The sequence below is a fragment of the Streptomyces triticagri genome (assembly GCF_003429565.1).
Classification (GTDB): Bacteria; Actinomycetota; Actinomycetes; order Streptomycetales; family Streptomycetaceae; genus Streptomyces; species Streptomyces triticagri.
Window position 1 is genome coordinate 1 of sequence record NZ_QUAK01000123.1, and the last position, 24,304, is coordinate 24,304.

The 24,304-nt window shown below is 72.0% G+C and carries 23 protein-coding genes and 1 pseudogene; 8 read left to right on the forward strand and 16 right to left on the reverse strand.

Annotated features, from left to right (window positions below; translation table 11 throughout):
* From DY218_RS23345 to DY218_RS23360, 4 genes are all read right to left on the reverse strand, one after another.
* Positions 1 to 628 (reverse strand): enoyl-CoA hydratase/isomerase family protein (locus DY218_RS23345; RefSeq protein ID WP_147336156.1); only part of this gene is annotated, 628 nt, incomplete at its 3' end.
* A complete protein-coding gene (locus tag DY218_RS23350; protein WP_233521847.1) occupies positions 625 to 1,848 on the reverse strand; it encodes a cytochrome P450 in 1,224 nt (407 codons plus the stop codon). The genes DY218_RS23345 and DY218_RS23350, both read right to left, overlap by 4 nt.
* A 298-nt stretch (positions 1,849 to 2,146) precedes the next feature.
* Positions 2,147 to 2,722, reverse strand: coding sequence for a hypothetical protein (locus DY218_RS23355; protein WP_128558107.1), 576 nt, complete (start codon positions 2,720 to 2,722; stop codon positions 2,147 to 2,149).
* A 295-nt stretch (positions 2,723 to 3,017) separates the two neighbouring features.
* Entirely contained in the window at positions 3,018 to 4,091 is a 1,074-nt protein-coding gene (locus tag DY218_RS23360) for an alkene reductase (protein WP_128558108.1), read from the reverse strand.
* A 117-nt stretch (positions 4,092 to 4,208) separates the two neighbouring features.
* Here DY218_RS23360 and DY218_RS23365 point away from each other — a divergent pair, with 117 nt between their 5' ends.
* Positions 4,209 to 4,598: a MerR family transcriptional regulator gene (locus DY218_RS23365; protein ID WP_128558109.1), complete on the forward strand. Its 390-nt coding sequence runs from the start codon at positions 4,209 to 4,211 to the stop codon at positions 4,596 to 4,598.
* Positions 4,599 to 4,627: 29 nt separating this feature from the next.
* On the opposite strand, the gene DY218_RS23370 is transcribed toward DY218_RS23365, so the two are convergent.
* Both DY218_RS23370 and DY218_RS23380 read right to left on the reverse strand, forming a co-directional pair.
* Entirely contained in the window at positions 4,628 to 6,046 is a 1,419-nt protein-coding gene (locus DY218_RS23370) for a HEAT repeat domain-containing protein (protein ID WP_128558110.1), read from the reverse strand.
* Between the two features lie 283 nt (positions 6,047 to 6,329).
* Entirely contained in the window at positions 6,330 to 6,722 is a 393-nt protein-coding gene (locus tag DY218_RS23380) for an ankyrin repeat domain-containing protein (protein ID WP_128558111.1), read from the reverse strand.
* A 295-nt stretch (positions 6,723 to 7,017) separates the two neighbouring features.
* Here DY218_RS23380 and DY218_RS23385 point away from each other — a divergent pair, with 295 nt between their 5' ends.
* Positions 7,018 to 7,212 carry a hypothetical protein gene (locus DY218_RS23385; RefSeq protein WP_128558183.1) on the forward strand — a complete coding sequence of 65 codons (195 nt, stop codon included), beginning with the start codon at positions 7,018 to 7,020 and terminating at the stop codon, positions 7,210 to 7,212.
* A 44-nt stretch (positions 7,213 to 7,256) separates the two neighbouring features.
* Positions 7,257 to 8,918 carry a hypothetical protein gene (locus DY218_RS23390; protein WP_233521853.1) on the forward strand — a complete coding sequence of 554 codons (1,662 nt, stop codon included), beginning with the start codon at positions 7,257 to 7,259 and terminating at the stop codon, positions 8,916 to 8,918.
* Between the two features lie 65 nt (positions 8,919 to 8,983).
* Here the strand turns inward: DY218_RS23390 and DY218_RS23395 are convergent, their stop codons facing one another.
* The gene (locus tag DY218_RS23395; RefSeq protein WP_128558112.1) at positions 8,984 to 10,483 is read right to left on the reverse strand and encodes an SCO1417 family PLP biosynthesis transcription factor; all 1,500 of its coding nucleotides are present in this window, start codon (positions 10,481 to 10,483) and stop codon (positions 8,984 to 8,986) included.
* A 101-nt stretch (positions 10,484 to 10,584) separates the two neighbouring features.
* Here DY218_RS23395 and yczE point away from each other — a divergent pair, with 101 nt between their 5' ends.
* A complete protein-coding gene (yczE, locus tag DY218_RS23400; RefSeq protein ID WP_128558113.1) occupies positions 10,585 to 11,244 on the forward strand; it encodes a membrane protein YczE in 660 nt (219 codons plus the stop codon).
* A gap of 287 nt (positions 11,245 to 11,531) precedes the next feature.
* Positions 11,532 to 11,906, forward strand: a complete 375-nt coding sequence (locus tag DY218_RS23405; protein WP_003946969.1) for an RNA polymerase-binding protein RbpA — start codon at positions 11,532 to 11,534, stop codon at positions 11,904 to 11,906.
* 122 nt (positions 11,907 to 12,028) lie between these two features.
* Here the strand turns inward: DY218_RS23405 and fxsA are convergent, their stop codons facing one another.
* The 4 genes from fxsA to DY218_RS23425 all read right to left on the reverse strand — a co-directional run bounded on the left by fxsA (position 12,029) and on the right by DY218_RS23425 (position 16,165).
* The gene (gene fxsA, locus DY218_RS23410; protein ID WP_128558114.1) at positions 12,029 to 12,604 is read right to left on the reverse strand and encodes an FxsA family membrane protein; all 576 of its coding nucleotides are present in this window, start codon (positions 12,602 to 12,604) and stop codon (positions 12,029 to 12,031) included.
* Between the two features lie 69 nt (positions 12,605 to 12,673).
* Positions 12,674 to 13,459 (reverse strand): polyprenol monophosphomannose synthase, encoded by a 786-nt coding sequence (locus DY218_RS23415; protein ID WP_128558115.1) that lies wholly within the window; start codon positions 13,457 to 13,459, stop codon positions 12,674 to 12,676.
* Between the two features lie 518 nt (positions 13,460 to 13,977).
* The gene (locus tag DY218_RS23420; RefSeq protein WP_128558116.1) at positions 13,978 to 15,618 is read right to left on the reverse strand and encodes an amidohydrolase; all 1,641 of its coding nucleotides are present in this window, start codon (positions 15,616 to 15,618) and stop codon (positions 13,978 to 13,980) included.
* A 106-nt stretch (positions 15,619 to 15,724) separates the two neighbouring features.
* Complete coding sequence (locus tag DY218_RS23425) at positions 15,725 to 16,165, reverse strand: Lrp/AsnC family transcriptional regulator (protein WP_128558117.1); 441 nt, start codon at positions 16,163 to 16,165, stop codon at positions 15,725 to 15,727.
* Positions 16,166 to 16,390: 225 nt separating this feature from the next.
* On the opposite strand from DY218_RS23425, the gene DY218_RS23430 reads away from it, so the two are divergent.
* Positions 16,391 to 16,816, forward strand: coding sequence for a hypothetical protein (locus DY218_RS23430; protein WP_128558118.1), 426 nt, complete (start codon positions 16,391 to 16,393; stop codon positions 16,814 to 16,816).
* Between the two features lie 28 nt (positions 16,817 to 16,844).
* On the opposite strand, the gene DY218_RS23435 is transcribed toward DY218_RS23430, so the two are convergent.
* Together DY218_RS23435 and DY218_RS23440 are read right to left on the reverse strand one after the other, a co-directional pair.
* On the reverse strand, positions 16,845 to 17,939 hold the full coding sequence (locus tag DY218_RS23435; protein ID WP_128558119.1) for a phosphotransferase family protein: 1,095 nt from the start codon (positions 17,937 to 17,939) through the stop codon (positions 16,845 to 16,847).
* 22 nt (positions 17,940 to 17,961) lie between these two features.
* On the reverse strand, positions 17,962 to 19,083 hold the full coding sequence (locus DY218_RS23440; protein ID WP_128558120.1) for a hypothetical protein: 1,122 nt from the start codon (positions 19,081 to 19,083) through the stop codon (positions 17,962 to 17,964).
* A 193-nt stretch (positions 19,084 to 19,276) separates the two neighbouring features.
* Here DY218_RS23440 and DY218_RS35375 point away from each other — a divergent pair, with 193 nt between their 5' ends.
* On the forward strand, positions 19,277 to 19,627 hold the full coding sequence (locus DY218_RS35375) for a hypothetical protein (RefSeq protein WP_233521855.1): 351 nt from the start codon (positions 19,277 to 19,279) through the stop codon (positions 19,625 to 19,627).
* Here DY218_RS35375 and DY218_RS23450 read toward each other — a convergent pair.
* Positions 19,590 to 20,766: pseudogene (locus DY218_RS23450) on the reverse strand (acyl-CoA dehydrogenase family protein). The gene DY218_RS35375 and the pseudogene DY218_RS23450 overlap by 38 nt on opposite strands.
* A gap of 245 nt (positions 20,767 to 21,011) precedes the next feature.
* Here DY218_RS23450 and DY218_RS23455 point away from each other — a divergent pair.
* On the forward strand, positions 21,012 to 22,250 hold the full coding sequence (locus tag DY218_RS23455) for a glycoside hydrolase family 18 protein (RefSeq protein ID WP_128558121.1): 1,239 nt from the start codon (positions 21,012 to 21,014) through the stop codon (positions 22,248 to 22,250).
* A 92-nt stretch (positions 22,251 to 22,342) separates the two neighbouring features.
* On the opposite strand, the gene DY218_RS23460 is transcribed toward DY218_RS23455, so the two are convergent.
* On the reverse strand, positions 22,343 to 22,489 hold the full coding sequence (locus DY218_RS23460) for an SCO1431 family membrane protein (protein ID WP_128558122.1): 147 nt from the start codon (positions 22,487 to 22,489) through the stop codon (positions 22,343 to 22,345).
* Between the two features lie 184 nt (positions 22,490 to 22,673).
* Positions 22,674 to 24,032, reverse strand: coding sequence for a peptidase C39 family protein (locus tag DY218_RS23465; RefSeq protein ID WP_128558123.1), 1,359 nt, complete (start codon positions 24,030 to 24,032; stop codon positions 22,674 to 22,676).
* Positions 24,033 to 24,304: the final 272 nt, after the last annotated feature.

The window sequence follows — 24,304 nt, forward strand, 5'->3', positions numbered from 1 at the left end:
GCCGTGCCGCGCCGCGGGCCCAGGTGTCGACGACGACGTCGAGGCCTTCGGGGGTGTCGGCGACGCGGTGCAGCAGGCCGAGGGCGTGGGCGGTACGGGCGTCCAACACATCGCAGGTGAGGGCCAGTTCACGGATCCGGGAGGCGCCGATCTCGGTGATCAGGCGGGCTATCGCGCCGCCCCAGGCGGTGGGCAGTCCGACGGCGAGCTCCGGGAGGCGGAAGGCGGCGTCGGCGGTACCGGCGCGCAGGTCGCAGAAGGCGGCGAGGGCGAGGCCGGCGCCCACGGCTCGGCCCTGGATGCGTGCGATGGTCAGGGCGTCGGCCGCCTCGAGGGCCTCGCACACCTGCTTGGCCTTGTCCCCGAGGCGGCGGATGTCCGCGCCGCCCGGGTCCCCGGATATGCGCCGCTCGAGGTCCTGCCGATCGGTGCCGAGGCAGAAGTCGGTCCCGTCGCCGTCGAGTACGAGGACGCGCAGCGCGGGCCGGTCGCGCAAGGCGGTGAGTACCACGGCCAGGTCGTCGAGCAGGGCCTCGTCCACGACATTGCCGGAGCCACCGCCGTGCATCCGTACCCGGAGCACCGGGCCGTGCACGGTGGCGGAGAGCGTGTCGCGTTCGTGGTTCATGCGGTCACCAGCAGATTCCGCATCCGGCGGAACGCCACCCGCGGTTCCCACTGCGGCGGCTCCGCGAGCCTCAACCGCGGGAATCGTGGCAGCAGTTGCTCGAGGAGGACCGCGGCCTCGAGCCGGGCGAGTCCGGCGCCGAGGCAGTAGTGCGGCCCCTGGCCGAAGGCGAGATGGCGTGCGGCGGGGCGCCGGACGTCGAAGCGGGCGGGGTCGGATATGAAGTCCGGATCGTGCTGCGCCGAGGCGATCATGGCGTAGACCAGCTGTCCCTCATGGATGCCTGTACCTGACAGTGTGTTACCGCGGGAGGCTACACGAGTGACGACATGGACCGGGGGGTCATATCGCAGAATCTCCTCAACGGCCCCGGGAATGCCTTCGACGTGGTATCGCAACCAGTCGGCCTGGTCCGGGTGTTGCCCGAGCAGCCACACGGCGCTGTTGAGCAGAGCGGTCGTCGTCTCGAGTCCCGCCATGACGGTGAACATGGCCAACCGGCGTACGACGTCGGGCGATTGCTCCGGCGCGGCCTGCTGCCAGAGCCGCAGCCAGCCGGACACCACGTCGTCCCCGGGGTGGCGGCGGCGTTCGTCGACGAGTGCCTCGAAGTAGGACCGCAGCTCGAGGGCGGCCCGGTCCGCGGTGGCGAGCTGGGCGGCGGTGGGGAACAGCTCCTGGGCGAGGGTCTGTTCATGGGTGAGCCGGCGCAGCAGCGGGAAGTCGGCCGGCGGGATGGCGAGCCAGCTGCCGACGGCCGCCACCGGCAGTTCTTCGCCGACGGTCGCGGCGAAGTCGGCGGTGCCTTCCTTGAGTTGCTGCTCCAGATCGTCGAGCAGCCCGGTCACCTGGACGGACACGGTCTCCCGGAGGCGGGCCAGTGCGGCCCGGTCGAAGGCGGAGCCGAGTACGCGCCGCTGCAGGGTGTGGTCGGGCGGATTGAGCACCATCAGCATCTCGCCGAACTCGGCCGAGGCGGGCGAGGTCCAGCGCTTGCCCTGCCGGCGGCGCCACGGTGCGTCGAGGGTCAGCCAGTTGCGGTCGCGCAGCACCTGGTCGCAGGCCGCGTAGGAGGTGAGGAGCGGGCCGCCCCAGGGGGAGGCGACCACCTCGCCGTGCGCGCGCAGCCGCCGGTACACGGCGGCCGGGTCGCTCTGGCCGCGCGGTGAGCGCAGCGCGGCGAGCAGAGCGACGATCCGGCGGGAGTCGGTGCCGGACACGGACAAGTCGCTTGGCGCGGACGCCTGTTGTGGTGCTGCTTGCGGTGCTCCTCGTGGTGCGTCTTGTGGTGCGCGGGCGCCGGTCGGAGCGGTGGCGTTCTCCTGTGCAGGGGCGTCGCCCTGGGCGGGTACGAAGGGGCACGTGCGATGCATGGTGTCTCCTCCGATGAGGCGGTGTGCGGGCCGGCCACGGTGATCGCCGGTGGCTGAGGTCTCTGCCGTTGCAGGGGCGCGCACGCCGGGAAGGCTCGCGGGATCGTGATGCACCGCGGGAGCCACCGTACGGGCGCGCAGAGCGTCAGAGCCGTGGCGGCCGGGTGCCGGACCGCGGCACCGACCCTACGGCGTGCCGCGCACCGGAGGGACCGCCCGGCGCACTCGCCCCACGCCACCGCGTCCGGGCCTGGCGCCATGCGTTGCGCGCCCGCTTCTCGTCGGCGTAGGTCCGCAGGCTGACGTCACCGTCGGTGCCCGGGCTGCTGCCGCGACGGACTTCGGTGACGGTCCACAGGGTGCGCTCGCTCCGGTCGGCCAGGGTGAAGCGGACGCGATCGAGGTCGATGCGCACACCGTGGCCCGGGAGGCCGCCGCCGATGCGACGGGGCCCGTCCTGCCAGGTCTCGGCCAGCTGGGCCGTGAAGCCGGCCGCCGCGAGGAGTTCGGCCGCCAGCTCGTCGGGAACCGGGCCGCGCGCCCTGGCCAGGAGCTCGACGGCCGTCATGGCGGCGTCGTCCGGCACGGTCAGGTACCGGACGATCCGCGACGGCGTCTCGCGCGTGCGGTCAAGGACCCTGAGGGCCTGGGTGTACGAGAGTCCATGGCCCTTCAACTCGCGGGTCCGCCGCTTGCGTTCGCTGTTTCCGCGTTTGGTCATGGCCACTCCACCACGGGTCCACGCTGCCCGCCTGCCAGTGAGTCCATGCCGGTCACATCTGGGTCCCTCTCCGCGGGCCGTGCCCGGACGGACGTCCGGGTGCGCTTCGGCTGGCCTTCTACCGGAACCCTGGCCGCGTGGTGGCCGTCGGGTCGTCCCGGGTGCGTGCGCGTCCTGCACCGGTCAACAACGTACCCGCGACGGCCAGCCCTCATCAACCCCGCGCAGCCCACTGCTCGTTGACGGTCAAGATGCCTACCGGACACGTCACGGCGGCCGTGGGACGTGTGCGGTCTCAGGCCGTGTACTGATACGCCGGGTACGTCAGATAGCCGGTGTCGCCGCCCTGGTAGTACGTCGCCTCGTCGACGGGAGCGATCGGCAGACGGGTGCGCAGGCGCTCGACGAGGTCGGGATTGGCGATGAACGCCCGCCCGAAGCTGATCAGTTCGGCCCCGAGACCGAGCCAGCGCTCGGCTTCGGCGAGACCGACCTGCTTAGGCCCCATCGGAAGCACGGGGTTCATGATCAGCGTCCCGGGCCAGGCGCGGCGCAGTTCCACCAGGACCGTCTCGTCCGCGGTGGCCTCCAGATGGATGTACGCCAGGCCGAGACCGGCCAGCTCGGCCAGCAACTCGGCGTACAGCTCCGGGACATCACGCTCCTGAACACCCCAGAAGTTCGCGCCGGGGGACAGCCGGATGCCGGTCCTTGACGCACCGACCGCGTCCACGGCCGCCTGAACCGCCTCCACTGCGAAGCGGATCCGGTTGCTGCGGGAGCCGCCGTAGCGGTCCGTGCGGAGATTGGCGTTGGAGGAGAGGAACTGCGAGATGAGATAGCCGTTCGCCCCGTGCAGTTCCACACCGTCGAAGCCGGCGTCGAGGGCCCGCCGCGCCGCCCGGCCGTACGACTGTGCCTGCTCCGGCACCTCGGAGGTCTCCAGTGCGCGGGGCAGCGGCGCGGGCAGCGGGCCACCCGGGGTGAACACGTCACCGACGGCCGCCACCGCCGAGGGGCCGACGGGCTGCAGTCCGGTGGTGTCCGGGTGCGAGACCCGTCCGCCGTGCATGATCTGGGCGAAGATCCGGCCGCCGTTGGCGTGCACCGCGGAGGTGACCTGGCGCCACGAGGCGACCTGTTCGTCGGTGTGCAGCCCGGGCGTTCCCGGGTTCGACTGCCCGATGAGACTGGGCTGTACGCCCTCGCTCACGATGAGTCCCGCGGTGGCGCGCTGGGCGTAGTAGGCGGCCATGGACGGCGTCGCGAGGCCGCCGGCGGCCGCCCGGACCCGTGTCATCGGGGCCATCACCACCCGGTTGGGCAGGGTCAGTTCGGCGAGCTGGTGGCGGTCGAAGAGCGTGGTCACGACAGGGCTCCCTGGTGAGGTGGTCGACCCGGTTCCGGGCCTGTCGGTTACGCTAAAACCTCACATGGATGTCAGGGTCAAGCTCCTGTGTCCCGGATCACAGCCAGGAGGGGTCGGATGCGCATCGGAGAACTAGCGGCACGGACCGGAGTCAGCGTCCGCTCGCTGCGGTACTACGAGGAGCAGGGGCTGCTCAAGAGCACCCGCAGCCCCGGCGGTCAGCGCCACTACACGGAGAGCCACGCCGAACGGGTCGGCTTCATCCAGCGTCTGTACGCCGCCGGCGTCTCCAGCAGCACGATCATGGAGCTGCTGCCCTGCGTGGACTCCCCGAGCCTGGCGGCCACCGACGCCTCCCTCCAGCGCATGGCACTCGAGCACGAGCGGCTCTCCGAGCACATCGCCGAGCTGATGCGTACCCGCGAGGCGATGGAAGCGGTGATCGCCACGGCTCGCGCCCACCGCGAGATCCAACTCGCCGAGGAACGCGCGGACATCACCGCCTGACAGCCGGCACGCATCCCCCGCCGGCCGGTCTACGCCGTGGCCTCCGGCCCGATCCTGCTGCGGACCGCGGTCTGCACCTCGTCCTCCTCGGCGGGATCCGCGGCCAGTCTGCGCAACTGCTCGACCACGCGCGTGTCACCGGTCTCGGCGTGCCGGGCCGCGACCTCCCGGGTGGACTCCTCGCAGTCCCACAGGCACTCCACGGCGAACCCCGCAGCGAACGACGGATCGGTGGCCGCAAGAGCTCGCGCCGCACGACCGCGCAGATGCGACGACGCGGTCTCCCGGTACACGTGACGCAGTACGGGCGCCGCCGCGGCGACCCCGAGGCGTCCGGCGCCGTCGACGAGCTGCCACAGGGCGGGCGAATCGGCGCCGTCGTCCCGCACGGCCCGGCGCAATGCCGCAAGGACCAGCGCATGGTCCGGTGCGCCCCCGCGACAGGCGAGCACCCGGCCCGCCGCGGCACCGAGCCCGTCCTCGCGGTGGACCCACACGCGCGCCCGCTGCACGGCCTCGTCCCCCGGCATGCGCTCGAAGGCGTCGACGGCCGCATCGTGCACGACTCCGGGCCGGCCGGCAGCGACCGCCTCCTCGATCAGCCCGAGCACCTCCCGGTCGCGCACGGCCGCCAGATAGCGCAGCGCCGTCGCCCGCGCGCCGTCGCGCCCCGAGCGCGCGGCGGCGCGGATCTCCGGCCGGTCCTCGTCGCCGGCGACCGCGGCCAGACAGCGGGCCGCCGGCACATGCCGCCCCGGTCCGCGCTCGACGGCCTCCTCGGCCCAGTCGAACACGGCCTGCACACTCCACCCGGGTCGCGGTCCGGTACTGCTGAGCTGCCGCTGCCACTGATCGAAGGAGCCGCGCTCACTCGCCGCGCGCACCCGGCCGGAGATCTCCGGCCGCGGGTCATCGGCCCACAGCCGCCAGGGCCGGGGCTCGAAGGCGTCCCGTACGGCGGCGGCGAGGTCGGCCTCGCCCTGTGCGGTCCGCGGGAATCTGGCGAGGACGGGGCCGGCGAGATCGCGGAGCGCCGCGTCCTCGTCGCGCAGGGCCAGCTCGTCCAGGGCCCAGGTCCAGTTGGCACCCGACGACGCGTAACGGCGCAGCAGCGCGAGCGCGTCCGCCCGGCCGTACGAGGCGAGGTGACCGAGGACCGCGAGCGCGAGCCCGGTGCGTGATTCGGCGTCGTCCAGCGCGTCCTCGACGCAGAACAGATGCTGTTCGATCTCGTCGAGGGCGCCGTGCAGGTCGACGTACAGGCGGGCGTAGTACAGCGAGCGGTTCTCGACCTGCCAGTCGTGGCGCGGGTCGCTCAGCACGCAGGCGTTCAGTGCCGCGAGAGCCTCGGGCCGGGGCGCGGTGAGCGCGTGCAGCGTGCCGTCTCCCCGCCCCCGCTGGAGCAGGCCGAGCAGCGTACCGCTGGGCGCTATGACCGTATCGAACATGGAATGAGCCTCACATCAAGCTGTCGACGCAACAGGGGATCGCACTACCTGGCCGCGCGACAACAGATGCGACTGCCCGCCGTCTCTTGCTTGCTGAAGACCATCTTCCTCTGCCTCTCGTCGATGACCCGGAACGGGCCGCTCACGGCCCGCGTGCTGCGGCGTCTGCCCAGCAGTCGTGTCCGTGAATCACGCCGTCATGATGACCCAGCGGTTCGACGCACCGCGACCACATTTCCGCGCAGCGCCCGCAGGCCCCGGGGGCCATGGCCCCGAGCGGCGCTCATTCGGCCCCGAACAGCTCCAGGAGTTCCGCCTTCGCGAACATCCGGGCGGTGTCCACCGCCGAGGGCGTCCCGGCGGCCGGGTCGGCGCCGCCGTCGAGCAGTGCCCGTACGACCTCGTCCTCGCCCTTGAAGACGGCGCCGGCGAGCGGGGTCTGGCCGCGGTCGTTGACCCGGTTCGCGTCGGCGCCACGCTGCAGGAGCGCACGGACCGCACCGGGCTGTCCGTGGTAGGCGGCGAGCATCACGAGGGAGTCGCCGCGGTCGTTGGTGAGATTCACCGGCACGCCCGCGTCGAGATACGCCGAGAGGGCCTCGGTCTCGCCCTGCCGCGCCAGATCGAAGATCTTGGTGGCGAGCTCCACGACCTCCGGATCGGGTGCTTCAGTCATCGGCAGGACCGCCTTTCGGTGCGGGACGGGTGGGACGTAAGGGGACCGGCGGCCTTCGGCCGACCGGGTGAATCGCCAGCGTACTGCCCTGGTGGGCACATGAGTCCGCTCGCCGGAGGCAATGATCGCCGCCGTACCGCAGCGGCCGCTCCGCCGCACCCGGGTGGCCCCGAACTACTGCGCCGGCATGGTGAAAACAGCGGAATTTCACCCAGTTGCACCTTTTATCGTATGGATACATCCTGTGAGCCTGGAAGAACTCATGGTGACTGTCCCCCTCAACCAGGAGACCCTCATGATCCTGTCCATCTCGGGCGTCGTACTGCTCGGAGTCATCGTCTTCCTCTTCTTCCGAAAAGACGGACTCAAGGCCTCGCACGCGCTGGTGTGCGCCCTGTTCGGCTTCTATCTCGCGGGCACGGCCGTCGCCCCGAGCATCAAGGCCGGAGGAGCGAGCCTGGCCAGCCTCCTCGGCGGGATCAACTTCTGACTCGTCCGTCCGATCGGAATCACTTCAGGAACCAGGAGAACACCGTGGCCAGGCGACCACTCCCCCGCATCCTGACCAGCGGCACTGCCTCGATCACCCGCAGCAGGGAGCTGGCGAGGACCGCAGCCGACAGCGCCACCGACGTGCTCCACCCCCTGATCGTCATCACCCGGGGACTGCGCCGCCTTGCCGGGGCCGGGCGGCGCAAGTGGATGGAGACGCCCAAGGACCGCCGCGGTCCCGTGCTGTTCCTGGTGGCGTCCTGCGTCCTGGTCGTGGCCCTCGTGCCGTACGGACCTGTCGTCGCCCTCGTCGCCCTGATCGCGGCCGCCGCCTGGGCCGGACGCGACCGCACTCCCCCGAAGGAGGAGCAGCCGGACGCGGGCACCGAGCGGCTGCAGGCCCTCTATGAGGCGCTGGTGCCGTATTTCTCGGTCCCCGAGGACCCCAGCCCGCTCTTCGCGCACGGCGGCTCGTGGGACCAGGCCTTCGAGAGCCACTCCTTCGACGACGACGGACGGATCTGCCGTCTGGTCGTGCACTACCCCTCGTACTTCAAGGACGGCGAGACCGAGTCCCGCGCGCGGATCGAGCAGCTGCTCCAGGCCAAGTCCGGCCGCGGCCGCGAGTACCACTTCGACTGGGACGAGGAGGCCAATCGCCTCACGGTCACCGTCCTCACCGCGCTGCCGGCCGACATCAGCGCCCAGCCGTTCGTGACCTCACCGGGCGAGACCGTGCTCGGCTTCACCGACGACGCCCATGTCCAGCGCACCCTGCCGGTACGGACCGGGGACGAGCAGCGGGACGCGCCGCCGGTGGTCTGGCGCACCGGGATCCGCTCGACCGAGCCTCATCTGCTCGCGGTGGGCCAGCCCGGCAGCGGCACCTCGACGCTGCTGCGTTCGGTCGCTCTGCAGGCCCTGCAGCACGGCGACGTGGTCGTCGTGGACGGCGGTGGCACCGGCGAGTACGCCTGCCTGGCCGGCCGCACCGGAGTCGTCGCCGTCGAATGCAGCGCGGCCGGCGCCTCGGCGACCCTCGAGTGGGCCACGCACGAGACGGAGCGCCGCCTGATCGCCGCCAACCGCGCCCGCCAGGAGGGAAACACCCCTCCTGAGGACACCCGGAAACCGCTCTGGATCCTGCTCGACCGGCCGAGCGCGCTGCTGCAGCTCGCCGAGGCCGACGGGCGCCCGGACCCGCAGTCCCTGCTGCAGGTCCCCCTGCGGCACGGCCGGGCGGCCAATGTGACGGTCCTGGTGGCCGAGCAGTTCGACAGCCTCGAGGCACTGACCGCTCCGGTACGGCAGCACACCCGTGCGCGCGTGGTGCTCGGTCCCGCGTCGCCCGGTCAGATCGAGTCGGTCCTGGGCGCCCGGCCGAACAGCACCCCGGTGCCGGACGCACCCGCGGGCCGCGGTTACGCACGCCTCGGCCTGGGCCCGGTGCACCGGCTGCAGGTGCCAGCGACCCCGGATCCGTACGACGACGCCACCAGCGACGCACACCGGCAGGCCGTACTCGACCTGCTGCCCCCGCGGCACGGAGCGGCCGCCGATGCGCGGTCGGCGGTCGGGATGCAGCCGGTGATCCTGACCAAGCGGGCGGCCGGAAGCCTCGGCACGAGTGAGTCACCGTCACCGGTCGAGGACCAGGCCGCGGTCGAGGCACAGCAGCCGGCGAGCGTCGCGGTCGAGAGATAGCCCGGGCCGGCCACGCCCTGCGCCGGGCTCGCAGCGGTCCGGTCCGCGGGCCGCCCGCCCGGGGATCACGCGACGAAGGTCCTCGGCGCCTCGGCACCCGTGCCGGCCCCCTCGCGGACCAGGCGGGCGGCCGCCGCGAGCCGCACCGCCGCCTCGTCCGCCAGCGCACCGCCCACGGTGAACGGCAGCCGTACGTACCCCTCGAAGGCGCCGTCCACGCCGAATCTGGGCCCGGACGGAACACGCACCCCGACCCGCTCCCCGACCCCGGCCAGCCGCGACCCGGAGAGCCCTCCGGCCCGGACCCACAGCGTCAACCCGCCCTGCGGGACCAGGAATTCGAAGTCGGGCAGCTCCCGGCGCACCGCGGCGACCAGCGCGTCACGGTTCTCGCGCGCCTGCTGGCGGCGCAGTTCGACGGCGTCGGACCAGCCGCCCGTGGTCAACAGCCAGTTCACCGCGAGCTGTTCGAGCACCGGGGTGCCCATGTCCGCGTACGCGCGCGCTGCGACCAGGCTGCGGATCACATCGGGCGCGGCCCGCACCCAGCCGATGCGCATGCCCGCCCAGAAGGCCTTGCTCGCGGATCCGACCGTGATCACCGTCGATCCCGCCGGATCGAACGCACAGACCGGCCGCGGCATCGCCACGTCCGGGTCGAGCCAGAGCTCGGACATCGTCTCGTCGGCGATGAGCACCGTACCGGCGGACCGCGCGGCCTCCACGAGGGAGCGCCGCTGACCGTCGTCGGGCAGTGCACCGGTCGGATTGTGGAAGTCGGCCACCACGTACCCGAGTCGGGGCGCCGCGTCCCGCAGCACCTGGCGCCACCGGTCCATGTCCCAGCCCACGAGTCCGTCCGCCATCGCCACCGGCACCAGGCGCGCTCCCGCCTCGCGCATCAGCTGCAGGATGTTGGCGTACGACGGCGACTCCACGGCGATCCGCTCACCACGGCCGCCGAAGAGATGACAGATCGCGTCGATCGCGCCCATGGCACCGGTGGTGACCATGATCTGCTCGGGCATCGTGGGGATGCCGCGCGCGGTGTAGCTGTCGGCGAGCATCTGCCGCAGTGCGGGCAACCCGGCAGGATAGTCACCATGGGTGTGGGCGTACGGGGGCAGTTCCTCGAGGGCGCCCTGGACGGCCCGGGTCAGCCAGGGCTCGGGGGCCGGCAGGGCGGCGCAGCCGAGATCGATCATCGAGCCGAGTGCCTCTGGCGGCAGCGGTTCGAGTCCGCGGGCCGGCAGCGGGTTGCCGGCCGGTACGGCGGTCCAACTGCCCGCGCCGCGGCGCGATTCGAGGAAGCCCTCACTGCGCAGCGCCTCGTACGCGGCGGCGACGGTGGTGCGGCTGACGTTCAGGGCGAGCGCGAGCTCCCGCTCGGCGGGCAGGCGCGCGGCGACCGGCACCCGGCCTTCCAGGACGAGCAGCCGGACGCCGTCCGCCAGCGCACGATAGGCGGGAAGCCTTCGGGTGCCGGGGCCCGCGGGTCGCTCCTGCTGCGATCCGATCAGCCGGGCGAGCTGAGTGGCACCCACCGCCGACGTCCACTGCGCCATCCGAATCAGTCCACCTAACCTGAATTGGCCATGGTTCATAGAGTCCAACGAGCCACAGAGTGACACAGGACAGTCCACAGAGACCACCAGGGAGGCACCACTTGTCCGCCGACCCGACACCGCGGGCCCGCCGGCTCCCCCGCCGGCTGCTGCAGCTCTACATCGGGCTCGCGCTGTACGGCGCGAGTTCGGCCCTTCTGGTACGCGCCGGCCTCGGACTCGAGCCGTGGAACGTGCTGCACCAGGGCCTGTCCGAGCTCACCGGCCTGACCATCGGCGTGGTCTCGATCATCGTCGGCGCTGCGGTGCTGCTGCTGTGGATCCCGCTGCGCCAGCGCCCCGGGCTCGGCACGGTGTCGAACGTCTTCGTGGTGGGCATCGCCATGGACGCGACGCTCGCCCTCGTCCCGGACGCCCGGACGCTCGGCGTCCGCATCCCGCTGCTCGTCGCCGGCATCGTGCTCAACGGAGCGGCCACCGGCCTCTACATCTCGGCGCGCTTCGGACCCGGACCGCGCGACGGCCTGATGACGGGCCTGCACCAGGTCACCGGGCGGTCGATCAGGCTGATGCGGACGGGCGTCGAGGTGGCCGTGGTCGTCGTGGGCTTCCTCCTCGGCGGGACGCTGGGCATCGGGACCGTCGCGTACGCCTTGACCATCGGACCGCTCGCACAGCTCTTCCTGCGCGTCTTCGCCATACCGGAGAGCAGTTCGGTCGTCGCGCGCTCCGCGCCGCGGCGCGAGCAGACCCGCCGCTGAAGCCGCCCAGGGCTTTTGGCTGGCGGATTTACCCCTGGAGGCCAAAGGCCGGTAGTGTACGCCTTTGGCCTGCCGGATGGACCGTTACTGCGTGCCGAACTCTCGGAAGCGCTGGGTGACATCTCCTGTCAGAGGTGACAAACCGGTCACTGGTGGGTACAACAAGGGCGGCTACGACGGCGACACATGACCCGGAACCGGGAATCTTTACCGCCGACCGGACGTTGACCGGATGACGACGACAGCGACACCTGTCCTGTGGGCGACAAGCCCGGGAGGCACGATTCATGAGTGAGCGAGCTCTTCGCGGCACGCGCCTCGTGGTGACCAGCTACGAGACCGACCGCGGCATCGACCTGGCCCCTCGCCAGGCCGTGGAGTACGCATGCCAGAACGGACATCGATTCGAGATGCCGTTCTCGGTAGAGGCGGAGATCCCGCCGGAGTGGGAGTGCAAGGTCTGCGGGGCCCAGGCACTCCTGGTCGACGGTGACGGTCCCGAAGAGAAGAAGGGCAAGCCGGCGCGAACGCACTGGGACATGCTCATGGAGCGACGTACCCGTGAGGAGCTGGAGGAGGTCCTGGCCGAGCGCCTGGCCGTCCTGCGCTCCGGCGCCATGAACATTGCCGTGCATCCGCGCGACAGCCGCAAGTCCGCCTGACCGGACCGCGGGGCCACAGGCACGGCGCAGCACGAAAGCCGTGGGCGGCAGCACATTTCGGTGTGCTGCCGCCCACGGCTTTCTGTCTTCTCCGGCCTTCGCCTCAGGAGTTGGTGGGCGCCTCAGGAAGTGATCGGCGGGCGCGGGCCCTCGTCCTGGGGCGGAGGAGCATCGTCCCGGATGACCTCGCCCTGGACGACCTTGCCGTCGGGGCGGTGCATCCGGGCCTGCTGGAAGGCGTTCTCGAAGGTGCCCGGGCCGGCCTCGCGCAGTCGGCGCTCCATGGCGCGCTCCGACCGTGCGGTGACCAGCTTGCGGACCGGCGGCAGCAGCAGCACCAGACCGATGCCGTCCGAGATCAGGCCCGGGAGCATCAGGAGCAGGCCGGCCAGCATCGTCAGGCCGTTCCCCTCGGAGCGGCCCGGGCTCTCCGGGACGGCGCCCAGCTGGGCCGCCCTGAGCTGCTCGTTGAGACTCTGGAAGGCCCGGCGGCCGGCTCGCTTGATCACGATCCCGCCGAGCACCACGCCGGCGACAAGCAGCAGGAAGACGGTGAGACCGCCGGCGGCACCCGCCACCACAGTGAGCAGCCAGATCTCGAGCACCAGCCAGGCCGCGAGCCCGAGCGGCAGGAACCTGCGCAGGCGCGAGCGCGGCGGTCGGGCGGACGGGGTCGGAGGCGGCGTACCGGTCGTCATGACTCCAGTGTGCCCGCACATCCGTCCGTATGGCGTAAGCGGGCTGCGAGAGGCGACGGTGCGCGGGAGTCAGCCGCGCGGCGGTGACGGGCGCTTCCGCCCGCCGGTGACCTTGCCGACCCGCTCCGTCACGCCCCAGGCGGTGACCCGCCACAGCGCCTCGACCAGGATGTCCCGGCTCATCTTGGAGTCGCCGTACTCGCGCTCGACGAAGGTGATGGGCACCTCGACCACGTGGAAGCCGGACTTGACCGCGCGCCGGGCCAGGTCGACCTGGAAGCAGTAGCCCTGGGAGGCGACGGCGTCGAGGCCGAGGCCCTGCAGGGTCTCCTTTCGGAAGGCGCGGTAGCCGCCGGTGACATCCCGGATCGGGACGTCGAGCAGCAGCCGCGAGTAGAGGCTGCCGCCGCGGGAGATGAACTCGCGGGACTTCGGCCAGTTGACCACCCGGCCGCCGGGCACCCAGCGCGATCCGAGCACCAGGTCCGCGCCCTTCAGGGCGGTCAGCAGCCTGGGGAGCTCCTCGGGGCGGTGCGAGCCGTCGGCGTCCATCTCGACGAGGACGTCGTAGCCGTGCTCGATGCCCCACTGGAAGCCCGCGAGATAGGCGGCGCCGAGGCCCTCCTTGCCCTTGCGGTGCAGGACGTGGACGTGGTCGTCGCCCGCCTCCAGCTCGTCCGCCAACTTGCCGGTGCCGTCCGGGCTGTTGTCGTCCGCGATCAGCACATGGGCGTCGGGCACGGACTTCCGGACCCGGCCGACGATCGGCTTGATGTTCTCCGCCTCGTTGTAGGTCGGGATGATCACCAGAGCTGTGCCGAGCGGGCCGTACTGCCGCTGACCGCCGTCCTTCACAAACTGCCCCTTAAGTCCGTACGCAGATGCCCCACCATAGTCGGCGGCCGGCCGTGCCCGACGGCCGCACGGGTACGGGGGCGTCGGTGAGGCTGCGGTGTGGGGCCCGGCGCCCTTCGGGCCGGCCTGGGATCCGCTGGCTGCGGGTCGACCGAGAGCCGTTGTCTACTGAGCGTCCGGGCCCCATCCGGGTCACACCCTCCCGTGTGCGGGGAGGGACTTCCGACCGGGCGGGACCTCTTCGCCCCCGAGGCGCGGGCGCTGAACCTGGCTCCCAGTGGTGGTGTGCCGGTGCGGAGCACCACCCCGTGGTCCAGCGGCGTTCGACGACTGAGTGGAGGTTTCACCGGTCGGACGTCCTGTGGTGGACCTGGCCGAACCTACCGGTCCCGGTCCGCCGTCTGTCAACAGGCGTTTGACCTGGGGCATTTCGCGGGCTCAGCAGGTCATGCCCGAGGATGCCCAGGTGACGCGCCCCCGTACACGATCTTCCGGGCGCCGCACGGCGCTCCCGGACATCACCCGCCCGGCCCTACGAAGACGGTCCGGCCCGCGACCACCGTCCGCAGACAGACCGGGAGTTCGGCGCCCGGGGCCAGATCGGGGAGTCCCGGCGTGCCCGAACGGGGATCCGTGGACCAGCGGGCGACCCGGTCGTCCGGTGCCTGGACGACCAGTTCGTCCGCACGCCACACCGCGAGGTCGGCGGGCGCACCGGGCACCAGGACCCCGGCGTCGTCGCGGCCGACGGCGCGCCAGCCGCCCCGGGTGTGTGCCGTGAACGCGGCCCGTACGGACACCCGGTGCTCGGGTGTGCGGTGGAACGCGGCGGCCCGCACGGTGCCCCACGGGTCGAGCGGAGTGACCGGGCTGTCCGAGCCGAGCGCGAGCGGGACGCCGGAACGCAGCAGCGCGGCATAGGGGTTGAGGGTCTTCGCCCGCTCGGCGCCGAGCCGGTCGACATACATCCCGTCCGGTCCGCCCCACAGGCGGTCGAAAGCGGGCTGTACGGACGCGGTGAGGCCGAGTTCGGCGAAGGCGGCGACGGATTCGGGGGTGAGCATCTCGGCGTGCTCGACGCGATGGCGGGCGGCGCGGACCCGGGCGAGGCCGAGCTTGTCCGCGGCGGCCCGTACGCCCGTGACGACGGTGTCGACGGCCGCGTCGCCGATGGCGTGGAACCCGGCCTGCAGTCCGGCCTCGGTGCACAGCACGACATGGGAGGCCACGGCATCCGCGTCCAGGTGTGCCGTGCCGGTGTGCGGGGCGTCGGCGTAAGGCCGGTGCAGGCAGGCGGTGTGCGAGCCGAGTGCGCCGTCCACGAAGAGGTCACCGGCCGCGCCGAGCGCGCCGAGTCCGCGGATCCGGTCGGCGTCCTGGGCCGTGTGCAGCTGTTCGGCCCAGTAGCCGAAGACGCGTGGACCGGGCTCTTCGGCCGCGAGCCTCAGCAGGCCGGTCAGGTCGTCCTCGCCGGAGATCTCGGGGCCGGCGCACTCGTGCACGGACCCGATGCCGAGCGAGGCCGCGTGCCGCAGGGCGGCGCGCTGGGCGTCGGTGCGCTGCTCGGGGGTGAGCGCGCCGAGGGCCGCGGCGCGGACCGCGTGGTGCGCGTCGTCGGTCAGCGGACCCGAACCGTCGTACCCGGTACGGCCGGTGACACCGGGCACCAGGTCGAGGAGTGCGGTGGTCACCTGGGCGGAGTGGACGTCGATCCGGCTGAGGTAGAGCGCGCGGCCGCCCGCGGCCTCGTCGAGCTCGGCGCGCGAGGGTGCCCTGCGCTCCAGCCAGCGGGCGGCGTCCCAGCCGTGGCCGAGCAGGACCCGGTCGCCGGGCCGGCCGGCGGCGTACGCCCGTACCCGGTCGAGGGCCTCACCGAGGGTGCCCGCGTCGCTGAGGTCGAGGCCGGTCAGCGCGAGACCGGTGGCCGTGGTGTGCACATGCGCGTCCGTGAACGCCGGGGTGACCAGCGCCCCCTGCAGGTCCCACACCTCGTCGACGCCCGGGGCGAAGGCGTCGGCCGCGCCCTCCGAGCCGACCCAGGCGACCTGGCCGCGCTCGACCACCATCGCGGTCGCGAAGGGGTCGGCCGGGCTGTGGATGTCTCCGCCGCGCAGCAGTACGGTGCCGTCGCCGCCGGCGGAGGGGTTGCTCTCGCTCATGGGAACCAGTCTCGCGCCTCGGCGTCGCCGGTCGCACACGGGGTCACCGGCGGGGCAACGCGTCGGCCGGGCCCGTGGTCACTCGGACGTGGAGCGGCCGCGGCACTCAGACGTGGGGTGGCCGCGCCTCGTACGGGGTGGAGAGGACGACCGTGGTGCGGGTGGAGACGCCGGAGAGCGAGCGGACCCGGGAGAGCAGGTCCTCGAGCTCGAGCGGGGTGGCGACGCGGACCTTGAGGATGTAGTTCTCGTCGCCGGCGACGCTGTGACAGGCCTCGATCTCGGGTACGTCGGCGAGCCGTTCGGCGATGTCGTCGGGGGCGCTCGGGTCGAAGGGCTTCACCGAGATGAAGGCGGTCAGCGGCAGCCCCACGGCCTCGGGGTCGACCACGGCCACGTATCCGCGGATCACGCCGCGCTGTTCGAGGCGGCGCACCCGCTGGTGCACCGCCGAGGTCGACAGGCCGGTGGCCTTGCCGAGGTCGGTGTAACTCATCCGCCCGTCCTTGACGAGCAGCTGCACGATCTGACGGTCCAGCTCCTCCATGGCGCAAGAACCTACAGGGCCTTGATCCCTCGTGACAGCCGAGTGGCTCGCGGGTTCGGCCGTGCACCGGGCGGGTCCGACGGGCCACCGGATCATTCGTGTGACGAACGCCACAGGCATGTGACCGTGTCCTTCGGGGAGTCGTGATTACCCACGAGGGGAGGCGGGCAATGCTTGCTGTGGCCGACGCAGCGCGTTGTCGGCCCACCCGAGGGGGAGAGTCCCATGCAGAACGTGAAGCACCCCAGTCGCAGTACCAGGCCCCGGCAGCAGTCGGCCGTCGAGCCCCTGCCGGAGGGTGTCGATCCCGCCCAGGACGGCGTCGACACCGAGGAGACCTTCGAGATGTACCGGGTGATCTGCCCGGACTGCGCTCAGTCCATCGCCCTCCTCGCGGACGAGGACGCCCTGCCCGAGCACGCCAAGTGCCCCACTCCGTGGAACCCGTTCGGTCTCACCGTCTGCTCCGGCACCGGACGGCCGGCGGCCGAGGCGACCCCGGCGGACGGCGCCGAGGGGATCCAGGAGCAGGACACGGCCACCCTCCTGACGCTTCCTCAGGGGCTCGACTGGAGGACTCAGCCGTTCTCGCACGTGGGCGGCCCCGGATCGCGTCCCCTGCAGTCGCCTCAGCTCCGCTCGGCGGCCTGACGCCTCGTCAACTGCGGTCGGCTCTGCGTCATTTCCAGTACGTGCCCTGCACCATGGCCTCGAGCGAGGCGTGGTGCAGGATCATCCGGTCCGGGTTGTGCGGCACGGCGATCTCACCGAAGTGCACCTGCCGGTAGGCGATGCGCAGCATCACCACGGCGTGCCGGAGTGCGGCGTACAGCGTGTGGAAGTCCATGTCGCGCGGGGTGTGTCCGGTCAGCGCGGCATATCCGGCGACGACGTTCTCCCGGGTGAGGAAGTCCGGCAGCCCTCGCTGGCCGGTGCCGGTGGTCAGATCCTGGAAGAAGCGGTGCAGATAGATCGTCCAGCCCAGGTCGACCTCGCGCGGGGCCACCGCCGCCATCTCCCAGTCGAGTACGGCCGCGGGCTCGAAGCCGTCGTAGATGATGTTGCCGATCCTGGCGTCGCCCCAGTTCAGGACGGGTGTGCCGGGGTCGTGCGGCCAGAGCTCCTCGAGCCGGTCGAAGGCTGCCTCGATCAGGGGTGAGCGGGGAAGGCCGTCCACCACCCAGGCGTAGTAGGCGCGTTGGGCGGTGACGTGGCGGCGCAGGGCGCACTCGGTGCCTGGTGGGCTCAGGAACTCCGCGCGTTCGACGGGGAATTGGTCGTGCAGCCGGGCGAGCAGCCCGATCGTCGCGCTCTCCAGCGCCTCCCGCTGCGCATCGCTCGCGGAGTGCAGCCAGTTGCCCTCGTAGGTGTACGGCATGACATCCGGCGGGACACGCCCCTCGACACGCTCCATCACGAAGAACGGCGCGCCGAGCGGTGCCGGGTCGGGCTCGTACCAGTGCACCGCGGGCACCGGCAGTGCGGTGGTCGCGGCGACCTCGCGCATCAGGCGGTACTGCCGCTCCAGGTCGTACACCGGGAAGACCGTGTACGCGGCGGGATCGGCGGCCAGGCGCAACGCACAGGCCCGCAGCGGTGGTTCGGGGTGGTCGATGTCGAACAGGAGCGTCTCGCTCGACATCCCGTTGGACTCCGGGATCCGCAGGCCCTTCACTCGCGCGCCGGGCAGCCGGGAGGCGAGCCAGGCGTCGATCCGGCCGGCCAGCTCTTCGGGGTCGCGGGTGCTGGTGCGCGGACGCGGCACGGCAGCCATGGGTACTCCTCGGGCAGGCGGGTCAGGGCGCGGTGGAGTCGAAGCCGGTGAATCCGCTGGGGTCGTGGCGGCCGAAGCTGCCGTGCTCGAAGATTCCGTAGCCGGTCCGCCCGTCCAGGGTGAAGCGCGCGGCGTGGTCGGTGACTCCGTAGCCGGCGAGTGGGTGGGCCGCGGGGTCGGAGAGGTCGTAGCTGCGCCGGTCGGTCCAGTCGCGGCCGCGCCAGGTGCCGTGCTGCCAGTCGTCCGCGGGCGGATACCCGGCACCGATCGCCAGCGGCGAGGAGAGCAGGATCTCGGCCTTCATCTCGAGCGGGCGGCGGTCGGGGCCGGTCAGATGCAGGACGGCCTGTTCGGGGTGGCGGGTCCCGGAGCGGTAGGTGATGTCGGTGTGCGGCCAGCCGAGTTGGCGGTCGCGGTGGCCGGGGCGGACGAGCAGCGCCTCGTTCAGGGAGCGGTGGCCGTCCGCGTCCTCCTGCACGATCACCATCACGAAGCGGTCCTCGAACCGCACCGGCACCCAGAGCCAGTGGAAGCCCTCGGGCCTCCCCTCGTCCCCGGCACGTCCGGCGTCCTCGCCGGGGATCGGCCGCACCCCCCAGCTCCGGTCCCTGGTGCCGGTCCACTCCCCCGGCGTCAGCCGCGTCTCGGTGCCGTCCGCGCGCAGCACGCCGGTGACACTGCCGGCCTGGACGAACCGGCGGCCCTCCAGGGTGAGCCGGCCGCCGCGCCGCTGCACATGGTGCGGCTCCCACACTGCGGGGAAGTCGGCGGTCCAGGTGAGGTCGTACGAGAGCGAGTCCGGGCCGTCGCCCGCGCAGCGCAGGCGAAGGCGCTTCAGGGGTTCCTCGACGGTGATGCTCAGCGGTCCGACCCGCAGGTCCGTGCGGTCGTCGCCGAGCGCGTTCGAGGCCCGTACGGCGTGCAGGGTGTCGCCGATACGGAGGGTGGCATAGGCGTCGATCACACCGGCGTTCGGATAGACGCCGAGACCGAGGATGAGCAGCCGGCGCCCCGCGTGGTCGAGGATGTGGAAGATGCAGCGGTCGTAGGCGTTCCGGTCACCGGTCGCCACATGCTTCATGGAGAGCGGCACCTGATGGACCGGATACTCGTCGAGCGGTACGGGCCGGTCGTCCTCGGCCATGGTGGACCTCCCTGGACGCGCGCTTGACGGCGTGACCCGGAGGGGTGCGGCCCCCGGCGACTGGAGGTGACGGTACGTCAGAACTGCGCACGGGAGCCAGAGTTGTGCAGCGGTCCGGCGGAGCTGCCCCTTGGGACACACGGTCGAATCCGGCGGAGAGTGACCCGGGGCGCAGGTGGGGCGTTGGCCAGGCATGACAACGATGCACGAGGCGGTGGACCGGCGGCGCGAGCACTATGCGCCGCCGCCCGCAGAATCGGTTCGGCAGAACGAGGCGCAGGCGGCCGGCGCACGCCCTTCCGATCCGCCGATCTATCGCGAGATGCTCGCGCTCTGGGCCCAGCGAGGCCGTACGTTGCCGGGCATGCGCGACGCCGAATGGACGCGCCTCGCGGCGCCGATGGTGCGTGCGGGACAGTTCGGCGGCACGGCCGCGAGCACGGGCGCCATGGCAGGCAGCAGCACGACCGGGGTGTTCAGCGTGCCGCCGACCGGTGTGCCCGGGGTCAGCGCGACTCGGGACCCACGAGGTGACGCGCGATGACCAGACGCTGGATCTGGTTCGTGCCCTCGACGATCTGCAGCATCTTCGCCTCCCGCATCAGGCGCTCGACCGGGAAGTCGGCGGTGTAGCCGTAACCGCCGAGCAGTTGGACGGCGTCGGTGGTGATCCGCATGGCGGCGTCCGTGCAGAACAGTTTGGCGCTCGCGGCCTGACGTACGAAGGGAAGTCCGGCGTCCTTGAGGCGGGCCGCGGCCAGATACAGGGCGCGGCCCGCCTCGATCAGGGTCGCCATGTCCGCGAGCATGAAGCGCAGCCCCTGGAAGTCCGCGATCGGCCGGCCGAACTGCCGCCGCCCGGTCACGTATGCGAGGGTCTCGGACAGTGCGGCTTGGGCGAGACCGACCGCGCAGGCCGCGATGCCGAGGCGGCCGGAGTCGAGGGCGGACAGCGCGATGGTGAAGCCCTGCCCCTCGTCGCCGATGCGCCGGGCGTCCGCGATGCGCACCCCGTCGAAGGCCAACTGTGCGGTCGGTGAGCCCTTCAGGCCCATCTTCCGCTCGGGCCGGGCCGCGGTCAGGCCGGCCGTATCGCCCGGCACCAGGAATGCGGTGATGCCGCGGCGCCCCTCGTCGCCCGTGCGGGCGAGCACCGTGCAGAAGTCGGCCACTCCCCCGTGCGTCACCCAGGACTTGGTCCCGTCGATCACCCAGCCGGCGGACTCGTCCCGTACGGCCCGGGTGCGCAGGGCGGCGGCGTCGGATCCGGCGGACGGTTCGGAGAGGCAGTAGGCGCCGAGCAGTCCACCGGCGAGCATCCGTGGCAGGTGTTCGGCGACGCTGCGCGTCGGTGCCGTACTCGGCGAGTGCTTGGCAGGCCAGCGAGTGCACGCTCACGCCGAGGCCGACGGTGAGCCGGACCGCCGCGAGTTCCTCGACGACCTGCAGGTACACCTCGTACGGCTGATCGCCCCCGCCGTACGCGGAGTCGTACGGGAGGCCGAGCAGGCCCGCCTCGGACAGCAGGGTGAAGAGCTCGCGCGGGAAGCGGCCCGCCTCCTCGTCGGCCGCCGCCGTCGGCTCGATCTCGCGGTGGGCGATCTCCCGTACGAGGGCGAGGAGTTGGCGGGACTCATCGGTGGGCAGCAGCCGTTCCACCTGCTGCGGGGCGAGGTCGGGCATGCGGGCGTTCTCCTCGGTCACCGGGCTGCGGTGAGATGTTCCTGCCCGTGGCGGGGACGCCCATCACGGTCGGCGCCGGCTTTCACCCGGGATCGCGACCGTAAGGGAATTGGTCCGAACCATTGACCGCAGTGGTCTAGTCCTCTACTTTTCTGGCACTGCTCAACGCGTGCATGTCAAACACACGCACTCTGCAAGGTCGATCGCACCAGGCCTTTCCTCCCGTCCCCACACGAGGAGAAACGATGCTCAGACCGCACCGTCCCCGCACCCGCGTCCGGGCGCTCGTCGCCGCCGCATGTACCGCCGTCCTCGGCGCCGGGCTGCTCGCCGGCGCCGGCAGCGCGGGCGCCGCCGACCCCGCCCCCGCCGAGGAGGCGGCGGCCGCCTCCAAGGTGGTGGGCTACTTCACCGAATGGGGCGTGTACGACCGAAATTACCACGTCAAGAACATCGAGACGTCCGGCTCCGCGGACAAGCTCACCCACATCAACTACGCCTTCGGCAACGTCCAGGGCGGCAAGTGCACGATGGGCGACTCCTTCGCCGCCACCGAGAAGGCCTACACCGCCGAGGAGTCGGTGGACGGCACGGCGGACGACTGGGACCAGCCGCTGCGCGGCAACTTCAACCAGCTGCGCAAGCTCAAGGAACTGCACCCCGACCTGAAGATCCTCTGGTCGTTCGGCGGCTGGACCTGGTCCGGCGGCTTCACCCAGGCCGCGCAGAACCCGGAGGCGTTCGCCCAGTCCTGCCTCGACCTGGTCGAGGACTCCCGCTGGGCCGATGTCTTCGACGGCATCGACATCGACTGGGAGTACCCGAACGCCTGCGGCCTGACCTGTGACACCAGCGGGCGCGAGGCCTACAAGGACCTGATGGCCGCGGTGCGCGGGAAGTTCAGCGACCAGCTGGTGACGGCGGCCATCCCGGCCGACGCCAGCGAGGGCGGCAAGATCGACGCGGCGGACTACGCGGGCGCCGCCCAGTACGTCGACTGGTACAACCCGATGACGTACGACTACTTCGGCGCCTGGGACGCACAGGGCCCGACGGCACCGCACTCCCCGCTGAACGAGTACGACGGCATCCCGCAGGACGGCTTCAACTCCGACGCCACCATCCAGAAGCTCAAGGGCCTCGGCGTCCCGGCGGACAAGCTGCTCCTGGGACTCGGCTTCTACGGCCGCGGCTGGACCGGTGTCAGCCAGGCGGAGCCCGGCGGCACGGCAAGCGGCCCGGCGACCGGCAAGTACGAGCAGGGCATCGACGACTACAAGGAGCTCAAGTCGAAGTGCCCGGCCAACGGCACGGTCGGCGGCACGGCGTACGCGTACTGCGGCAACGACTGGTGGAGCTACGACACCCCGGAGACCATCGGCGACAAGATGGCGTACAAGAACGCCGAGGGTCTCGGCGGCACGTTCTTCTGGGAGCTCAGCGGTGACACGCCCGACGGTGAGCTGATCAACGCGATCGACTGACCGGGGCGGTACGGATCACGGGGCGGGGGCCGAGCGGGGTCCCCGCCCCTTCGGGGTGCACGGCCCGCGAAGGGCCCGGGACGCCCGAGGGCTCAGAGCAGTCCGGCCTGGGTGACGAACATGGCGATCACGACCACGAGCGTCCAGCCGAGCACATGCTCGAGGATCTTCGGCCCGTCGTCCTTCGGGCCCCCGGTGCGGGTCCGGAGGCGCTCGGCGGTGGCAGTGGTGGCGGTCATGGCGGCTCGCTCAAGGTCGTCGTGCGGATGCGTCCCCCCGATGCCCGCCCAGACTGCCACCGGGTCCGGGCACCGCGGTAGAGACCTCGGTCACGCCGGCTCCGGACGCCCGGTCCGTACCGGGCCCCTGCGCCCCCGGTGTGACCAGGCTCACCGGGGGCGCAGGCTCCGAGCAGGCCGGGCGTCAGTGGATACCGGCCGCGGCGAGGGCCCGGCGCTGCGGTCCGGTCAGCTCGGTCGGGAAGTACAGGTAGCAGACTCCGCCGGTGCCGGAGACGACTTCGCCGTCGGCGTTGTGGCGCTGGGTGCGGAGCCAGATGTTCTCCCACTCGCGGCGCTTGTAGACGCGGCGGACCGCGTCATTGTCCGGTGAGGCGGGGTCGTTGGCGATCACGTCGCCGTCCGCGGTGAAGCCGATGACCGTCATCAGGTGGCCCGCCGTGCCGTAGCCCGCGCCGGTCAGCTCCTCCTCGAGGAAGGACTGCGAGGTGATGGCGGGGATGCCGGCGGTGATCAGGGTCTCCAGCTCGTTGAGGGAGCCGAGGCGGGTGACGACCGCCTGCAGATCGCGGTACGTGGCGGCGTAGGCGGCGTTGAAGGGCCAGTTGCCGCAGCCCTCGTACTGGTAGTCGTAGGTGAAGCGGGCCGCGTGGCAGACCTGCGGGTCGGCGAAGTCGGGGTCGACCCAGGCCAGGTCCTCCTCGGTGGGCTTGCGCCCCCAGTACTCGATGATCATCTGCGAAGAGGTGGGGCTGCACCAGGCCTCGCCGCCGTTGTCGTACTCGGGGTACTGGCCGACGTGGATGTTCTGCGAGTAGCGCGGCACCTGAAGTTCGTGCGCCGCCGTCGGCGTGGAGGCGGGCACCGTGAAGCGGTCCGGCACGTCGGAGCCCATCGCGCCGATGCGCCACACGGTGGGCGTCGCATCGCTGCCGGGCTTGCGGTACAGGGTGACCCGCAGCTCGTACGTGACCAGGCGGAGCCCCGAGGCCGGGTCGTCGAGCGAGAGCGTGTCGGTCCACACCGAGCTCTTGTCGTCCGACTGGTCGTCCACCGAGGTGCGCCGGATGTCCTCGTCGCCGCCCGCCCACCGGCCCATCACGTACCAGGGCGTGCTCGCACCGTCCGTGTAGGCGCCGCGCAGCTCGACCTGGATCCAGGTGCCGGCCGGGGTGTCGGCGTTCCACGAGGCGATGACCTCGGTGGCCGGTACGGAGAGGCCGTGTTCCGTGGAGGTCCAGGAGCCGTACTCCCAGGTGTCCGTGCGCCCCGTGTGCGGGTCCGTGTAGTCGGTGCTGCCGGCCGGGGTGCCGATCACGACGCCGGGGCGGGCGCCCGCCACGACGCGGGTGCCGCGTGCGGTGCCGGCGCTCCAGTCCGCGTGCGATGACCAGAAGCGGTTGTCCACCGGCCGGCCGGGGGCGCCCTTGACGGACGCACGGGCGCGCGGGCCGGACGCGGCGAGCGCGGGGGTGGCCGCGCTGCCCGCGGCCGCGGCGAGTGCTGCGGCCAGCACGGTTCTGCGCGAGGTGGGACGGGTCATGGGAAGAAGCCCCCAGTCGGGTCGTGGCCGGTCGGTGCGTGTCCGTGGGTGGGCCGACGGTCGGTCGGTCCGTCGGCGGCGCGGTGCTGGGTCAGGTGCACGACAGTGGGGCAACTATGGCCGGTCGCCGGGGACTTCTGCCAGCACCCCGGGACGCGTGGCGCAACCGATATTGGCGTACACCTCTGACGATCCCTCAGCACATGTGGACGGCTGACCTGCGGCGGCGCGGCGGTCGGCGGGCGCGGAGCCTGGTCCGGGGCGGTCGTACG

Bases quoted from the DNA above. Each gene is read 5' to 3' on its own strand.
- DY218_RS23435 (WP_128558119.1), bottom strand. From the start codon at position 17,939: ATGGCTGCCGTGCCGCGTCCGCGCACCAGCACCCGCGACCCCGAAGAG.
- DY218_RS23370 (WP_128558110.1), bottom strand. From the start codon at position 6,046: ATGTTCGATACGGTCATAGCGCCCAGCGGTACGCTGCTCGGCCTGCTC.
- DY218_RS23365 (WP_128558109.1), top strand. From the start codon at position 4,209: ATGCGCATCGGAGAACTAGCGGCACGGACCGGAGTCAGCGTCCGCTCG.
- DY218_RS23425 (WP_128558117.1), bottom strand. From the start codon at position 16,165: ATGGAGGAGCTGGACCGTCAGATCGTGCAGCTGCTCGTCAAGGACGGG.
- DY218_RS23440 (WP_128558120.1), bottom strand. From the start codon at position 19,083: ATGGCCGAGGACGACCGGCCCGTACCGCTCGACGAGTATCCGGTCCAT.
- fxsA (WP_128558114.1), bottom strand. From the start codon at position 12,604: ATGACGACCGGTACGCCGCCTCCGACCCCGTCCGCCCGACCGCCGCGC.
- DY218_RS23395 (WP_128558112.1), bottom strand. From the start codon at position 10,483: ATGGCGCAGTGGACGTCGGCGGTGGGTGCCACTCAGCTCGCCCGGCTG.
- DY218_RS23430 (WP_128558118.1), top strand. From the start codon at position 16,391: ATGCAGAACGTGAAGCACCCCAGTCGCAGTACCAGGCCCCGGCAGCAG.
- DY218_RS35375 (WP_233521855.1), top strand. From the start codon at position 19,277: ATGACAACGATGCACGAGGCGGTGGACCGGCGGCGCGAGCACTATGCG.
- DY218_RS23455 (WP_128558121.1), top strand. From the start codon at position 21,012: ATGCTCAGACCGCACCGTCCCCGCACCCGCGTCCGGGCGCTCGTCGCC.
- DY218_RS23460 (WP_128558122.1), bottom strand. From the start codon at position 22,489: ATGACCGCCACCACTGCCACCGCCGAGCGCCTCCGGACCCGCACCGGG.
- DY218_RS23465 (WP_128558123.1), bottom strand. From the start codon at position 24,032: ATGACCCGTCCCACCTCGCGCAGAACCGTGCTGGCCGCAGCACTCGCC.
- DY218_RS23385 (WP_128558183.1), top strand. From the start codon at position 7,018: ATGATCCTGTCCATCTCGGGCGTCGTACTGCTCGGAGTCATCGTCTTC.
- DY218_RS23380 (WP_128558111.1), bottom strand. From the start codon at position 6,722: ATGACTGAAGCACCCGATCCGGAGGTCGTGGAGCTCGCCACCAAGATC.
- DY218_RS23355 (WP_128558107.1), bottom strand. From the start codon at position 2,722: ATGACCAAACGCGGAAACAGCGAACGCAAGCGGCGGACCCGCGAGTTG.
- DY218_RS23420 (WP_128558116.1), bottom strand. From the start codon at position 15,618: ATGAGCGAGAGCAACCCCTCCGCCGGCGGCGACGGCACCGTACTGCTG.
- DY218_RS23405 (WP_003946969.1), top strand. From the start codon at position 11,532: ATGAGTGAGCGAGCTCTTCGCGGCACGCGCCTCGTGGTGACCAGCTAC.